The organism is Gottfriedia sp. NPDC057991 (assembly GCF_042886615.1).
In the GTDB taxonomy this organism is placed as follows: domain Bacteria; phylum Bacillota; class Bacilli; order Bacillales; family Bacillaceae_G; genus Gottfriedia.
Window position 1 is genome coordinate 431,844 of record NZ_JBHVQN010000004.1, and the last position, 15,615, is coordinate 447,458.

12 protein-coding genes are annotated in these 15,615 nt (G+C 35.5%); 4 read left to right on the forward strand and 8 right to left on the reverse strand.

The features are described 5' to 3' along the window. Positions 1-367: 367 nt before the first annotated feature. From ACFVR2_RS16260 to ACFVR2_RS16270, 3 genes are all read left to right on the forward strand, one after another. Positions 368-2,209: a terpene cyclase/mutase family protein gene (locus tag ACFVR2_RS16260; RefSeq protein ID WP_387363699.1), complete on the forward strand. Its 1,842-nt coding sequence runs from the start codon at positions 368-370 to the stop codon at positions 2,207-2,209. Between the two features lie 122 nt (positions 2,210-2,331). Next, positions 2,332-2,631, forward strand: coding sequence for a hypothetical protein (locus tag ACFVR2_RS16265; protein ID WP_387363702.1), 300 nt, complete (start codon positions 2,332-2,334; stop codon positions 2,629-2,631). A 681-nt stretch (positions 2,632-3,312) separates the two neighbouring features. Beyond that, entirely contained in the window at positions 3,313-3,465 is a 153-nt protein-coding gene (locus ACFVR2_RS16270) for a hypothetical protein (protein WP_387363705.1), read from the forward strand. 306 nt (positions 3,466-3,771) lie between these two features. On the opposite strand, the gene ltrA is transcribed toward ACFVR2_RS16270, so the two are convergent. Then, entirely contained in the window at positions 3,772-5,574 is a 1,803-nt protein-coding gene (gene ltrA, locus ACFVR2_RS16275) for a group II intron reverse transcriptase/maturase (RefSeq protein ID WP_483867304.1), read from the reverse strand. 924 nt (positions 5,575-6,498) lie between these two features. Between ltrA and ACFVR2_RS16280 the strand changes: the two genes are divergently transcribed. Continuing rightward, positions 6,499-6,963: a hypothetical protein gene (locus ACFVR2_RS16280; RefSeq protein WP_387363708.1), complete on the forward strand. Its 465-nt coding sequence runs from the start codon at positions 6,499-6,501 to the stop codon at positions 6,961-6,963. A gap of 512 nt (positions 6,964-7,475) precedes the next feature. Here ACFVR2_RS16280 and ACFVR2_RS16285 read toward each other — a convergent pair. From ACFVR2_RS16285 to ACFVR2_RS16315, 7 genes are all read right to left on the reverse strand, one after another. Beyond that, on the reverse strand, positions 7,476-8,603 hold the full coding sequence (locus tag ACFVR2_RS16285; protein WP_387363711.1) for an IS110 family RNA-guided transposase: 1,128 nt from the start codon (positions 8,601-8,603) through the stop codon (positions 7,476-7,478). A gap of 374 nt (positions 8,604-8,977) precedes the next feature. Further along, entirely contained in the window at positions 8,978-9,760 is a 783-nt protein-coding gene (locus ACFVR2_RS16290) for an SDR family NAD(P)-dependent oxidoreductase (RefSeq protein ID WP_387363714.1), read from the reverse strand. A gap of 23 nt (positions 9,761-9,783) precedes the next feature. Beyond that, positions 9,784-10,293, reverse strand: a complete 510-nt coding sequence (locus tag ACFVR2_RS16295) for an aromatic-ring-hydroxylating dioxygenase subunit beta (RefSeq protein WP_387363717.1) — start codon at positions 10,291-10,293, stop codon at positions 9,784-9,786. 20 nt (positions 10,294-10,313) lie between these two features. Continuing rightward, complete coding sequence (locus tag ACFVR2_RS16300; RefSeq protein ID WP_387363720.1) at positions 10,314-11,615, reverse strand: aromatic ring-hydroxylating oxygenase subunit alpha; 1,302 nt, start codon at positions 11,613-11,615, stop codon at positions 10,314-10,316. A 30-nt stretch (positions 11,616-11,645) separates the two neighbouring features. Then, positions 11,646-12,428, reverse strand: coding sequence for an aspartate dehydrogenase (gene nadX / locus ACFVR2_RS16305; protein ID WP_387363723.1), 783 nt, complete (start codon positions 12,426-12,428; stop codon positions 11,646-11,648). A gap of 15 nt (positions 12,429-12,443) precedes the next feature. Further along, positions 12,444-13,889: an aldehyde dehydrogenase family protein gene (locus ACFVR2_RS16310; RefSeq protein ID WP_387363726.1), complete on the reverse strand. Its 1,446-nt coding sequence runs from the start codon at positions 13,887-13,889 to the stop codon at positions 12,444-12,446. 12 nt (positions 13,890-13,901) lie between these two features. Beyond that, positions 13,902-15,590, reverse strand: coding sequence for a thiamine pyrophosphate-binding protein (locus tag ACFVR2_RS16315; protein ID WP_387363729.1), 1,689 nt, complete (start codon positions 15,588-15,590; stop codon positions 13,902-13,904). Positions 15,591-15,615: the final 25 nt, after the last annotated feature.

Consider the following 15,615-nt stretch of genomic DNA (forward strand, 5'->3'; position numbering starts at 1 on the left):
AAAAAAGCCACACTACTAAATATTGGAAATTTAAATAGAGGGTATTTTTTAGTATTCTTGCTTTCTGACATACTTCCTTTTTATTTTTTTACACTTAACCCCTGTATTCAAAAATTTAATTAGCTGTTTAACTTCACAACAATCTATTTGTACAAATAGTTGCCCGCCCCAATTGATGGTCATCTACATATCTATATAAAGAAAACTCGTTGACTGACGATCCTTTTAGGTGAAGTCAGAGGCGTAGTTGCACCTATACTTAACTCCGAAAATTGGCAACCATGTCGAGTAAGATTTCCTGCTGCCAATTTATAATTTTTAACGTGAAAAAAGATGTATCACAATCAGTTGGCGGTGAAGATTAAAAATGGATTTATCAGAGAAAGTTAGAGTTGAAATTGATAGTCTAATAGATAAGATTAAATTGGATCAGAGTGATGATGGATCATGGAGATATTGTTTCGAAAGTGGTCCTATGACAGATGCCTATATGATTATTATTTTAAGAACGATTGAATGTCATGATGAAGAACTAATTAAGAAACTAGTAAATCGTTTATTAATAAAGCAAGACCCAAGTGGGGCCTGGAAGCTTTTTGATGATGACTCAGGAAATTTATCAGTAACTGTAGAGGCTTACACTGCACTATTATTCTCCGGTTATATAGAAATTTCTGATGAAAAAATGAAGAAAGCAGAAGCGTTCATTCGTCAAAATGGGGGATTAGAAAGTGTGCACATCTCCACAAAATTTATGCTTGCTTTACATGAATTGTATCCGTGGCCCAGTTTTTTTCCAGTTCCTCTCCTTTTAATGAATTTACCAAAGTTTTTTCCTTTGTCCTTCTTTAAATTTAGTTCTTATGTTCGATTCCACTTTGCCCCACTTTTAATATTAGGACATAAAAAGTTTACGATTAAAAATAAATGGACGCCTACAATACAACATTTGTTTACAAACAATAAGTTCAAAGAGATTAGTAAAAAGCGGAAATTCGCAAATATTAAAATGCCTCTTATTAAATCATTTTCCAAAGTGGCTATTAAGAAGGCCGAACAATATATTCTTCAAAATATTGAAGAAGATGGAACCTTAGCAAGTTATGCTAGCGCAACTTTTATTGGAATTTATGCCCTTCTTTCATTAGGCTATCAAGTTAATTCTCCCGTAATTCAGAATGCTATTTTAGGTATAAAATCTTTCCTATTTGAATTGGAAGATTCCCTTCATATCCAAAATTCCCCTTCGACAATATGGGATACAGCACTTACTAGTTACGCATTGCAAGAAGCAGGTGTGCCAATAAATGATGAGGCAATCAAGTCCGCATCCAACTACTTAGTCTCTCTCCAACATACAGTAGTCGAGAAAGATCATAGGATTTGTTTAGGAGGTTGGGGATTTTCGGACAGCAATACTCAAAATCCAGATGTAGATGATACGCAAGCAGTCTTAAGAGCGACATCTGATATCTCCTTAGTGGATGACGATTATAGAAAATCTTGGAACGCTGGAGTGAAATGGTTATTTGATATGCAAAATAAAGACGGCGGATGGGCATCATTTGAAAAAAACAGTAGCAAATACTTAAAAATCATCTTCCCTATCCAAAATTTTGTTGATACTGCAGTTGATCCGTCTACAGCAGATTTGACTGGTCGAACAATCGAATTTCTAGGATCCAAATTAAAGTTAAATATGGTTCATCCAAGAATTGATGATGGAGTTAATTGGTTAATCAATCATCAACACAAGGATGGTTCCTGGTACGGCCGTTGGGGAATTTCATATATTTATGGAACGTGGGCCGCTACTACTGGTATGAAAGCAGTTGGTATCCCTTCGAGTCACCCAAGTATTCAAAAAGCTAATGACTGGCTACTTACTATAAAAAATGATGATGGTGGATGGGGTGAGTCTTGTAAAAGCGACATAGAAAGAAAGTATATCCCTCTTTCTTATTCGACAATTGTTCATACATCATGGGTCGTCGATACACTCATTTCGATCAACGATTATCCTACTAGTGAAATTGATGATGGAATAGTAAACATTTTAAACTGGTTAAAGATCCATGATAAGCGATTAACCTACCCAACAGGTGGGGGATTACCTGGTCATTTTTATATAAATTACCATAGCTATCGTTATATATGGCCCTTATTGACTTTAAGTCATTATCTAAAAAAATATGAGACAAGTGACTAATTTGCGATTTCTAGTTAAACGCCTCGTCCCTATTTACTTTGACGGCATATAATACATTGTTGAAAAAATATTTGTGTGAATGTCATTTTAGTTAATAGTTTAAACAATAAAGGAGTGGCTTTATGGGAAATCTTGACCCAACTTTAATGAGAATTTTTTGTAATAAAGCTTGTGATCCACGCTGTTTTCCTCGTATTTTTAATATTTGTCGATCATTTCGTTGTAATGATATAAAGTGCCGAGAAGGTGCATGTAGTATGATTGATAGACTATCAGAATGTTGTAAAGTATCAATAACTGAAGAAGAACGTGAGAACGCTTGTGAATGGCTAATGAATTGTAATGTAGATCCAAAAAATCCTTCTCATCAAAGAGAAATGTGGAATTTAATTAAGAGCTGTAGAAGAGGTTCTTGGATTTAATTAATTGTAGACAGTAATATTTAATATATTTTTAAATAAATGAGCCTATTAAATTCCCTCATTTGAATCATTCTAAGGGGAAATTTATAGGCCTCTTTATAGGCCTCTTTATATGCATGATTTTATACAAAAATAGGAGAATACAATAGCTGTATTTCCCCTTACAAATGTTGAAAAACCAACAACTTATAAAATTATGTATAGCTAGATAAAACACATATAAGCTAGTCCCTTGCCTCAGAGGGGATTGGCTTTTTGTTTACTTCCGTCAAGAATCTTTATGTAAACTAGTGCTGCATGCCATATACATAAAAAAACTATGTTCCTTGTTCAACTAAATGGCATTTAGTTGCATAAGGATTGTTTGATTTTATATGAATAAATGTGATATTCCCCCAAAATACAAGTACATACTCGATTGATATAATTTAGTAAATATAAAAAAGGGAGACATAAATGAAACATCCGATGAAATCAATACATTTATTCTTACACTACTGATGAATCTTTCTATTTCGAATGATTATCAAAATTATTCGAAATTAGTCACAAAAAATTCACATTTATTTTGTGAAATTCTTCACAAAATAAACTCTTTTTGATATATAATCAATTTGTAATCGATCACGTATACACCAAGAAAAGAGTAAAAAAACAACATTACTCATACTAGGAGGAATAATGATTCTTACTATTATTTTTACTGAAATCAAAAAAATGTGGTTTGAACTTTCATTTACATATGAAAGTTTTGAGGAGATTGATCGCCTTGAATCAAAGCACACTCGAGTGCGCTTTGATAAAGATATTTATGAAATCATCCGTGTCCAATAATACCGGATGAAAATTTATATTAGGAGAGCTACTATGAATGATTTAAAAATATAACTATTCGTTTAGAAAGAAATATTCAAGAGCATTATGAAAATTACAAATCTAATTATATATAAACTTCAAAAGTCTAGCCCAAACGGTTAGGCTTTTTTCTACTTGTTCATACAGATAGGTAAGGGTTTGAAGTTATCGCTCCCTTTTCCCCCTGTTCACACCGTACGTGCAACTTTCACCGCATACGGCGTTCCAACTAATCCAATTTATTCTTTTCTATGTATTAAGCAGACGAGTGCTTTTCTTCCAATTTTAGATTGTTTGATTCTGACATTTTAGTCGTAATAAATTTACTTTTTCCATTTGCTTACGAGTAAGTTTAAAGGATTTCAAAAGAGTTTCTATTTTATCCTCATCCTTTAGATGAAGCAGTTTATGTATAAATTTATCTACAATAATAAGATTTGAATAGCTATCATCCTTTGAAAAATGATAAGGATTAATGTGATGACAATGCCATTCATTTATCCCTAAATCCACTCCTAATATGGCACATTTGCCATATTGGGCAATAAATTTACTAATTCGATTGTCATTGTATTCAATTGATCGATTTGGAATGTAGTTTCTCATGATGTAAGTAAGTATATTTCTATCGATAGCTTTTAAGTTATTATGTATTTTCGCTCTACCTTCGGCAGTGAAGTTACATATCGTTTGTGTAAAACAGTGTGGTAATTTCCACCGTTGGGCATGGATAGGGACAAATACCATTTGCTGTATCTTATATAATTTACTTTCATAACCTTTGTACCTTTTCTGTAAGGTCTTAGTCATATCATGAAAACTTGCCTCTGTTCTAATATTCTTTAGTTGATTGTATAACGTTTTACGTAGATGATAGTTTAACTTATTTAGATTAATAGTAATTTGAGAGGCAACAGAATAATAGTTTTGGATTCCCATTACCACTGTATTAAAATTCCATACAGTCTGGTTGCTAGGCTTTTTCTTAACCAATTTTATAGCTACCTTTATCTTTTGAAAGGCGTTGGCTTTTGCCTTCTTCGACATATCGGACCTTGCTACATACGTTTTTCCTTTTCTTACGCCTTTTATCGAAAAGCCAAGAAACTCGGAAGAGTTCTTCTTTAAGTTGATAATTTTAGATTTCTCTTCACTGGTTTCAAGATGTAGTCTGTTTTTTAGAAAGTCTTTCAATGCATAATTCATTTTTATCGCCTGTGACCTTGTCCTACACATTATCTTAAAATCGTCCGCGTAGCGAACGATAAAGCACTCTTTCAAAGCTGTTTTCTTTAAGGACTTATACTTGCTACCATTGCTTAAGAAAGTATGGTCACTTTCAAACGTTTCCCATTGGTCACTTATCCACCAATCCAACTCATTTAATACAATATTGGAAAGTAGAGGAGATAATATTCCTCCTTGTGGGGTACCTCTTGTAGGAATACCTACACCTTCTATCTCTGCTTTTAACAGTTTAGATATAATAGAAAGAAGTGGTTTATCCCTTATGCCTAGTGACCACATTTGCTTTAGTAATTTACTATGATTAACGTTATCAAAGAAGCCCTTTATATCTACATCTATACAATGGTGGAGCCCAACTCGATTTATAAGAAACTCGAATCTAGCTTTCGCATGGTGTGTGCTTCGATTTGGTCTGAATCCATAACTATGTTTATGGAATTTCGCTTCACATATTGGCTCTAAAATTTGAAGTATACATTGTTGAAAGATTCTATCCCAAATTGTTGGAATCCCCAATGGTCTTGTTTTCCCTTTTCCTTTCGGAATAAAAACACGCCTTACTGTTTGAGGCTCGTAACACATGAACATTGTTTGAACCTTTTCTATTACTCCTGTAACTGATAGATTTATAATATCTTCAATCGTTAATTTATCTGTTCCCGCAGTTTTGCTACCTGTATTTCTTTTAATGTTTCGGTAGGCAAGTCGAATATTATCTTCAGAACACATTAATTCTGTTAAGTCATAGAAGTGATGACCACTGACACTTTGGGCATAAAGTATGTCAAAACAAGTTTGCATACTGTAATATTCACTGTGTCTCAGTTTCTCCCGTTTCAATAAGTCGGTTGCTCCTTTCGAAGTTAAACCTCTTTTAGTCTCACAAGAACCTTATTAATCGATAAAGAACTGCCTTACATGGTTGAATAAATCTATATTAGTCTAGTGGCTATCCCTCCATGTGGATTAGACATTTCATTGGTACTGTGCCACCACTTTCACTGATATAAAGACAAGTTATACTGTAACTAGTATCATTAAAGCTTTCCTTGCCAACGTTTCATAGGAAGTAAGCCCTCCACGTTATCAGTTTACAATGTTGAATTATATCTATTATAGAATGAACTTAGGTGCTTCCTGTAAGCCTGTTAGTATTCATACGCCTGTAACGTATCATGGATTTTCATAATAGTTAGTCTTACTAATCCACATCTAACCTCACAATTTGGTGATATACACATTTCTATGTATCGCAGGTATAGACCTGTACATTCGGAAGTTTGTCAGCTTAACCTTTTGTTGTAGGCTTATTCGCATTCTCACCCTATTCATTCAACTCAAGCACCATGAATTACACCACTCCATCGAGTAGGCTTTCGTCAGCCGAACTGGTACGGTAATTTCTCACGCCTTTTCGCCGAGCTTATAACACGATCATTCTTACTAAATCTAATGCTATTCGACTAAGAGAGAACCCTTCAAGGCGTTACCCAATCATTTGATTCTTCGATATAATCCTTCAATTCCGAAAGGAACTGTCTAGCCTTTACTAGAGTAATGTGACCATTCTCCATTTAAGCTAGAAACATTTCGCACAACTATCCTGCCATTTTGTTGAATAAAAAATTCGACTAAACAGTCGATCATGTTATTCAACTAAAGCATTGCGTTAGTTACATAAGTTCTACTTTACTCTTCATTCTTCACTTTTATGTCCGAGTTATAATGGATATGATTTTTTAGACATTATAAAGGGGATTACATATGTACATTTGGAATGTAAAAGGGCTCGTTCAAGCTTTAAAAGAAGAGAGTCTGTCCAATAAGTCACTAAGATACCATAAAATAATAGGTATTTCTTTATTCGCAATAGTTTTACTAACTTATCCGTTATTATTGTTAACTAAAACTTTTAACATCTTAGATATTATTGATATGATTAGTTTTCTGGTTATCAATCTAGTTGGAATTTATTTAGCATATAAAATAAATCAACGAGGAGACGGGAAGGAATTTGTCTTTCGCTATTTTAGTTTGTATCTTCCACTCACACTCCGATTTTTTGTCCTAGTTACTGTTATTATGATTGTCGGTTATTTAATTCTAGCTTATATTGATCCTTCAATTTCCTTGAATGAGACCAACTGGCTCGATTTAGTTACTTCTGTTGGAACAGAAATATATTTCAATGTCTTAATGATTAAATATATAAAAATGTTAAATAAGTAATTAGTTTCTAAGTTGTATCTATCATTTAATCAATGATTAGCTTATTCAACTGATATGAACGAAACTGTCAAATCACCAGACCCAAATGGTTTTAAAATTAGGGTTTTATCTGTTTTTAGACAGACTTATTTTAAGACTACCAACTTAGTTTTTCAAAAAGGGTTAACTAAGTCTGTGAATTACCTTTCCAAATTAATTAGAATAGATTATTTTTTAGTTTTCAAAGATAAAGAATAACTACCTTAAAACCTTGGCACGAAGGCAAAATTATCAACAGTGATTTACAGTCTGATATGCGTGGGTTGGTTACCACATTTCATTCTATCCGTTACGGAGCTGCCTCGATCTAACGGCGTACGTTCAGTATTAAACCTAGTACATAGTTGAACAAGAGGGTTCTCCTTACCGAGTTTGCCTCCGAGCCAAAATTTCAATAGCCAATTAGACTTTATCTTTCATTGTGATTGGATCTTTAAGATTTTAATCAAACTTACTTAGTAATAAATTAGTATTTAAGCAACAATTAATGGGTTTAATTTTTGATTCTCTATACTGCAACCAATCGCCCAAATAAATCCAAGCAATTCACGGGCAACTGCAACTACTGCAAATTTACCACCTTTACCTCTTGAAGTAATTCGGTTGTATTTTAAATTGAGACGATGTTGCGCTTTCCAAGAAATTCGTTGTGCCTCAAGTGGCTGACCAGCTTGCCTTTTCAGTAATTCACCTTTAAGAGAAGGGCGATGACGATAAGACCAGGAACATTCTACTAAAGCACGGCGAATGTGTGAATTCCCAATTTTCGTAATGGAACCTTGCCAGCGATTTGAACCACTAGAGTATTCTTTCGGAACGAGACCAGCATAAGACATTAATTGCCTTGGATTTGAGAAACGTGAGAATTGACCGATTTCAGCTGCAAGAGTGACAGCTGTAACTTCAGCTATACCTCTTAATGTCTGAAGGGCTTGTATGACAGGCGCATGTTCACTTTCAATTGCTTCTTCGTGAATTTGAGCTTCAATACGCTTCATTCTTTCTTCAACTTCATAAATACAATGTAAATATTCTTGAAAAACAATTCGCAATGACTGTTTATTAAAAGTCAGTGTATTCAACCAAGTACGGTATTTTACTGTCCAATTCTTCACACCTTGAGGTGGACGAATTTCATGACGTAATAAGAAGTGAACTAATCTTTGACGGTATCTTTGTAAATCTTCTCGCGTATCAAAACGTGCGCGGATTAAATCTCTTAATGCTTCATGTGTTTCATCTGGAACCCAAACAGCAGTTAGCTCTCCAGCTCGTAGAAGTTGAGCTAGACGTAGTGAATCACGACGATCCGTTTTTACCCGATCACCAGTACGTTTAGGAATAAGTGTTGGTGCTACAACGATGCACTCTATATCCATTGATAAAAGTTGACGGTAAATACTGTAACCACATGCCCCAGCTTCATAACAAACTAGTAATTTTTCTGGGTCACCTAATTTCTTAAACAGTTTACGGATACTTTCAGGGTTATTTTGAATATTACCGTGAAATCTCGGCTTACCTCGTCCCTCATCAGCAATACCAACAGAAATTATCTCTTTTGAAACGTCTAAACCAACAAATTTTTGACTATCCTTCATAATACACGGCTCCTTTTGTTTGTAGCTCTACATTTGGCTTGGGTAGGCTTTTTAATCACTCCCATTATTGCCAACTGCAACCTACGTTAAGCAAAATGGAGCCGTTTCGTTCATTATGACTAACTGATGCTTTAGTTACATAAGTTGCAAATAGGATCTGATAACTTAGATCCTTTTTTTGTTACCGATAACCGTTTTTATGTAAACAAGCGTGAAGCAGCTCTTCCATAGGATTTATCATATAACTGGTCTCTATATAACTCATCATATATACAGTTTGAACTACTACCACTTACAATTAATTAGCACTAATAAAAAAAGAGTGTCCCTAAAAGTCACTCCTTTAAGACACCCTATGCTTTATCAATAATTCCTTAACCAAGTCCACGAACAGATAATCCACCATCACTTGAAATGACTTCACCAGTGATCGCACGTGACTGGTCAGATGCTAAAAGTACATATGCTGCAACATGATCTTCAGGCATTTGTGCTAGTTGAAGTGGATTTCTTCTTTTTATATTACTTGCTTTCGTATCATTATCTACGGATTTAGTAAATGTACGTAAAGGTGGAATGACAGTTAGTGCTGTTAAAGTCCCTCCTGGCGCTACTGCATTTACTCGTATATTTGGTGCTAGTTCAAAAGCAAGCTGACGCATTAATCCGATTTGTGCATGCTTACTAGCCGTATACCAAACTCCACCGCCGTCTGGGTAGAAGCTTGCTCCAGATACAGTGAAAATAATATTACCATTTGTTTTTTGTAATTCCTCTAAAGCTGCTTTTGCACCAAAAAAAGATCCTTTTACATTTATATTTAAAAGGTAATCATATGCATCTGATAGGGCATCGGGTGTTACATCAGCGAATTTTGCAAAACCATCGAAAACGCCTGCATTCGCAATAAATACATCTAGTTTACCAAACTGTTCAACAGTCGCTTTTACAGCTCGCTCATTGTCTTCGTATTTGCTTACGTCACCTTGAATGATAAGGAGATTGTCATCAAATTCTTCTTTCATTTGCTCTAGTGTTTCAAGTGAGCGACCTATAATACTTACCTTTGCTCCCTCTTGAATGAATCGTCTTGTAACGGCCGCTCCTATTCCAGAAGCGCCTCCTGTAATTAACACTACTTTATCTTTTAATAACATCACTTAGCCTCCTTTTTCTTCTATTAAACAAAGATTGCAAGATTTCTAGTATTAATTGTTGTTTGATCTACAATAAATACTCTCTTGGAAAGCTTCCACTTCCCATCTTCATATGTAAACTCATCATTACGTTCTCCAGAAATTAGATCATGGTGAATATCTGTACTACGGCTACGATAGATCAGTAAATAACTATTAACTACAGCCTTCTCTTCTTTAACTAGTTCCTTTACGCTAACATTGCTTACAAAACGGCGGGTTCTTGAAGGAGGAATTTCAGCCCATGCATAGTCAGTTTTCAATCGATCTACTCGAAGCTTTAATAATTCAATATCATCATTAAAAGTAAACATCTCAGTAGAATAGTCTGGGCGCACAGTTCCTTCTTTATTTACGCGTACAGGCATTTGATAGATTAAATTCGAATGCATTAAACTAAACCAATCATCAAATTCAATATCATCAAGTAATTTTGCTTCATCAATTAACCACTGTTCAAATTCTAATTTCGCTAATAATTTTTCAACATTCATTTTTCTTCCTCCCCCCTTTGTTACTTTGTCATTAATTCAAGCCAATACTGATAAAAATTACGTTGACTCGCTTCTGTAAATTTATCATCATAGGCTACCCCAGGTCCGATAAAATCGACGGGTTCACGATGTAGTCCCATTGTATAGTTATAAGTTAAATTCTTTTGAAATGGCATTGGACCTTGAGCTGCTTCCGTTATGTCTGTGAATACTTCAGTATCATCCTGTTCAAAAATACCAGATGGACTAAACGTTAAGATAAAGGAATCTCTTGATCGATTCTTCCATTCCTGAGAAGCATTTTTTTCTACTAGCATCCATGCAATTACTTCCATTTTATTGTGACTAATAGGTCTCCACATTCTAATTGAAGTATTCGAAATTAATTCGCCCTTAATTTTTGTGTGAGATATTAAAAATGACATATTCGGAAAAGCATTTCCAATCATATTTTTTAAGTTTGATAGAACTTCATATTGTTCTTCTGACAAATTACTTCTATACTCATCCTTCAATTCTTCAGGAAAAGCAAAGTCTGGGTTTGGTGTTCCAAGGTTTAATCCGTGCCCGTTTTCAGTATGAATTTGAAAACCGCGCTTCGAATATGTTGCACTTGGGACCATGCCTAATTTTGCAATTGAACCGTGAGTAACCATCGTATGGTATGAATCACCTACAAAGTTATCAGAACCGACCTTCCAGTTTGATTTAACAATAAATCGTTGCGGAGCTCCAATTACTTCCATCTCGGCACGTCCTACTACGATATCTAAATACCACTTAAAATCGCCGAGAAACTCTTCAAGAGGCTCTGCATTTTCGTCCCAATTTCCAAATAAAAGTCCTTTATATGATTCTAGCTTCACTTGATGAAGACCCAATTTAGTACGGTCAAGTCTCTCGCCATAAATATCTTTTTGAAGCGGTACTCCAACAAGTTCACCTGTATTTTTAAAGTTAAATCCGTGATATGGACATGTAAATAAAGTCTTGTTTCCTTTATCAGCACGGCACAGCTTCATGCCACGATGTGTACACATATTGTAAAATGCATTGATTTCTCCCATACTTTCGCGTGAGATAATGATTGAATATCCTGCAAGCTCACGGGTCATAAAGTCCCCTGGATTTGGAATTTCGGATTCATGTCCAAGAAAAACCCATGTTTTTAAAAATACTTTTTCATGCTCTAATTCGTAAACGGCTTTATCACCTAGAAGATATGCAGGAATGACTCCTTCATCTGGTTTGACAGTTTCGTTTAAGTAATTTACTAGTTGCTCTTTTGACAATTCATCTAAAGTTTTTTCTGTTTTAATCATGCTCGGCACTCCCCTCTCGTATTTGACTCTCTACCCAACTTGTACAAATTTATCTTTGTTTTGTAACTTCGCCAAAACACTTAACGCTGCTAAATAACTTGTTTTAGGATTATTTGGCATTGGATCATTTTCAATCTCAAGTTTAAGTTTTCCGAACGCGCCAGATGCTTCGATCAAATGACTATTTTTTATCGCAATTGGATCAGCAATAATTTTCACTTTCGTATTGTTAGCACCAATTCCAGCTAAGGATAATACAATTGCCACATTAATATTTCTTGGGTATAGCTTAATTGCTTCAGCTGCAGAGCCTTCAAACAAAATCGTTTCTTTGTCTAATACTTCTTTCGATAATGCTCCAGGTGGTTTTCTAGTTGTAATTGAAACAGTCTCTAGACCATTCACAGCTTTTGCTGACTTTAAAATATCCAATCCACCGATTGCTCCCGAAGGTAAGAAAATATTTACACCATTTCTTGTACAAACCTCTCGAATTCCTTCTTCAAAAGCGGAATCAGCCATGACCCCAATGCTGCTTAACAATAAGTCTTTTCCACCTTCAAGAACCTTTATAGCGTACTCCTTTGCAGCTTCAACTGTTGCGGCTTCAATGACTAAATCTATATCAGAAAGAAGTAGAGCCTCTATATTTTGATAAGCTTCTGTTTCAAATTCTTTAGCAAGTTGAACGCCTGATTCTTCGGAACGTGTATAAATAGAAACAATCTTTCCACCTGGTAACATTCCATCTTTATTAATTGCTTGAAGAAGAAATTGACCAATATTCCCACAGCCGATTAGACCTAGTTTCATGTTTATTCACCATCCTTAATTTGCAAATCCGTATGAATCTGCAAAGAATTCCAATCCACAGTGTCTCGTTTCCCTTGAAACACCACTTTCTTTTAACCCTGGGAAATCCAATGCTAAATCACTAAAGATGGTATGGTTATTATGAAAAACTGCGCCTGCTTCTAAGCGATCTGCCATTTCAACTGCTAGTTCTTCATTTTCTGTCCAAACAGAAGCCCTTAAGCCAAATTCACTATCATTTGCTAATTTGATAACTTCGTCAATCGTTGAAAACGGTAACATAGGAATTACTGGTCCAAACTGTTCTGCACGCACAATCTCACTTTGCTGGTCAACACCTGTTACGATTGTTGGTAAGATGAAGTATCCTTGATCCCACATTTCAGGATTCAGTTGAATTCCGGCTGTTATTACATTTGCACCTGCTTTTTCAGTTCGCTCGATTAATCCGTTGACATAGTCATACTGAGCTTTATTATTTAATGGGCCCATTGTTACATCAGGTTGAATACCATCACCTACAACAATACGCTCAAATTCTTTCTTTAATTTTTTTACTAATTCAACGTATCTAGATTCTTGTACATATACGCGCTTAATAGCCGAACATACTTGGCCAGCCGCTTTTAAAATACTCATTCTTAATCGTTTAATAGCTTCTTCATCTAAGTTTGCATCTTCTAAAATGATTGCTGGGTCATTCCCACCAAGCTCCATATATACTTTTTGAAGATTTTCAGAAGACTTTTTCATAATATCTTTACCTGTTTGTGTACTTCCGACAAAAGCAATCGTACGAACTCGCGAATCAGAACAAAGCTTGTCACCAATCATTTTTCCTGAACCTGTGACAATATTAATTACACCAGGTGGAAAATGTTCAGCCACTACTTTTAAACAAGCCATAATGGTAAGTGGACAATTTGTCGCAGGTTTCACGACAACTGTATTCCCTGCTAAAACAGCAGGAATCACTCGCTTAAATGTTAAAATCATAGGCGAATTCCAAGGAGTAATTACTGCAGTAACCCCTCTAGCTCTTCTTCTTACTTGAACTTTTTGATTTCCTGGAAGTAATTCTGGATTCCACCATTTTAGTAGTTCATCCGCTCCACCATTCATTACTTCAACACAGCGTAATAAGTCTTTTTTAGCTTCTACTAGTGTTTTTCCATTTTCACGAACAAATAATGAAACATGTTCTTCAATGATTTTAGAAAGTTCCTGCGCTGCAGCTTTCATTCTTTCTACACGATCTTGAATCTCACTCTGTGACCAAAATTCAAATGCTTTCGATGCTGCATTAATTGCTTCGTTTACGATTTCCTCAGTACATAATGCAACTTTGCCAACTACTTCCGACTTATTTGCAGGATTAATAATATTTGATGTTTCATTATTTTCTTTCCATTCACCGTTTATGAGATATCTTCCTGATACAACTGGATATGTCGAAATCATATTGAATCTCCTTTATAATTTTTTTGGCTTAAAGCTTTCAGCTGCTCCTGGAGGTCCACCAAAAGGTTTTGCCATAGGTCCAACTGCTTCCATATCTACAACGATCATTGTTGGCTTTCTTCTTTCAGTTGCCTTCATTAGTTCATTAACAAATTCGTCACCTGAACCAATACGTGCTGCTTCAAAATGCATTGACTCAGCTAGTTTTACAAAATCTGGGCTTAATAAATTCACCGCTACTTGGCGACCGTATGCCGCTTCTTGAATATTACGGAGAACCCCATAGCCAGAATCATCAAATAACACAACAATAATTGGAAGATTTTCTTCAGCTGCAGTCACCATTTCACCTACATTAACCATAAATCCACCATCTCCAGCCATTAATACGACCGTTTGATGAGGGCAACCCAATTGAGCTCCTATAGCAGTAGGAAGACCCTGACCGATCCCGCCACCGGATGCGTGAATAGATGTTCTCGGTTCATAAATGTCGAATATTCTGCTACCCCAGACATTTGCTTGTACTGTCACATCTCGAACCAAAATCGTATCTCTCGGTAAAATGTCTCTCATGCCATCTACAAATTGTTCAAATGGGCCGAGTGTTTTACGAAGTTGTCCTCGTACTTCATTTCTTAAAGAACGTACTTCTTCTATATAAGAAGGTAAAACCGAAATAGACTTTTCATCAATTTTATTAATTAGAGCCGATAAAATATCTTTTGCATCTCCGACTAACCCAACTGTTGCTTTATAATTACGATTAATTGCATTAAAATCTGCATCAATCGAAATATGTTCCTCTGGGACGGGGACTTTCCAGTTAGAAGTTTCATTTCCTCTGAAGCGTACACCTACACTAATCAGTAAATCTGCATTTCTCAAAAACTCTTTTGTCGACTCATTGGCTGCAAAATGACCGATACATTGTTCATGATCTTCTGGTATCGAGCCTTTTCCAGATTGGCTTGTAATGACAGCAGCTCCAAGAATTTCTGCTAAATTTGTTAACTCTTTTGAGGCATTGGCAGAAATAACACCGCCACCAGCCCAAATAACTGGACGACTTGCTTCTAAAATTTTTGAAATTGCGATTTCTGGTATTACTGTAGTTAGTTGCGGTTTAAAAACATCTACCTGTACCTTATCGATTGAAACGTCCTCGATAATTGCTGATTGAAAGTCGATTGGAATTTCTAAGCTAACTGGTCCTGTTGGAGCAGTTAATGCTTCTTCAATTGCTTTTCTTACTACACCAGCTGTTTGTTCTGGTCTTCTAAGTCTTACAGCATTTTTACAAGCACCGCTCATCATTGAAAGCTGGTCTTTACATTCATGTATGTACCCTTTACCTGTACCAAGATAAGGTGATGCTACTTCTCCTGTCAGATGAAGTAGTGGCACTCCAGCTGCCCATGCTTCTACTAATGAACCAGCAGCGTTTCCAGCTCCTGTTCCTGTACTAGTAATAACAACACCTAATTTTCCTGTCGCACGTGCATAACCATCTGCCATATTTACTGCTCCACTTTCGCCACGTGAACAGATTAGCTTAATACTTCCATCCCTTAAAATCGCGTCATAGATGGGCATATTGTGAATACTTACGATTCCAAAAGCGACTTCTACGCCTGCTTGAACTAACTCTTTTACGACGGCATCCGCAGTAGTAAATACGATCTCTTCTTGATTTTTCATCTTAGTATCCTACCTTTGTCTAATA

Coding starts and splice junctions, on each gene's coding strand:
- ACFVR2_RS16260 (WP_387363699.1), top strand. CDS start 368: ATGGATTTATCAGAGAAAGTTAGAGTTGAAATTGATAGTCTAATAGAT.
- ACFVR2_RS16265 (WP_387363702.1), top strand. CDS start 2,332: ATGGGAAATCTTGACCCAACTTTAATGAGAATTTTTTGTAATAAAGCT.
- ACFVR2_RS16270 (WP_387363705.1), top strand. CDS start 3,313: ATGATTCTTACTATTATTTTTACTGAAATCAAAAAAATGTGGTTTGAA.
- ACFVR2_RS16280 (WP_387363708.1), top strand. CDS start 6,499: ATGTACATTTGGAATGTAAAAGGGCTCGTTCAAGCTTTAAAAGAAGAG.
- ACFVR2_RS16285 (WP_387363711.1), bottom strand. CDS start 8,603: ATGAAGGATAGTCAAAAATTTGTTGGTTTAGACGTTTCAAAAGAGATA.
- ACFVR2_RS16290 (WP_387363714.1), bottom strand. CDS start 9,760: ATGTTATTAAAAGATAAAGTAGTGTTAATTACAGGAGGCGCTTCTGGA.
- ACFVR2_RS16295 (WP_387363717.1), bottom strand. CDS start 10,293: ATGAATGTTGAAAAATTATTAGCGAAATTAGAATTTGAACAGTGGTTA.
- ACFVR2_RS16300 (WP_387363720.1), bottom strand. CDS start 11,615: ATGATTAAAACAGAAAAAACTTTAGATGAATTGTCAAAAGAGCAACTA.
- nadX (WP_387363723.1), bottom strand. CDS start 12,428: ATGAAACTAGGTCTAATCGGCTGTGGGAATATTGGTCAATTTCTTCTT.
- ACFVR2_RS16310 (WP_387363726.1), bottom strand. CDS start 13,889: ATGATTTCGACATATCCAGTTGTATCAGGAAGATATCTCATAAACGGT.
- ACFVR2_RS16315 (WP_387363729.1), bottom strand. CDS start 15,590: ATGAAAAATCAAGAAGAGATCGTATTTACTACTGCGGATGCCGTCGTA.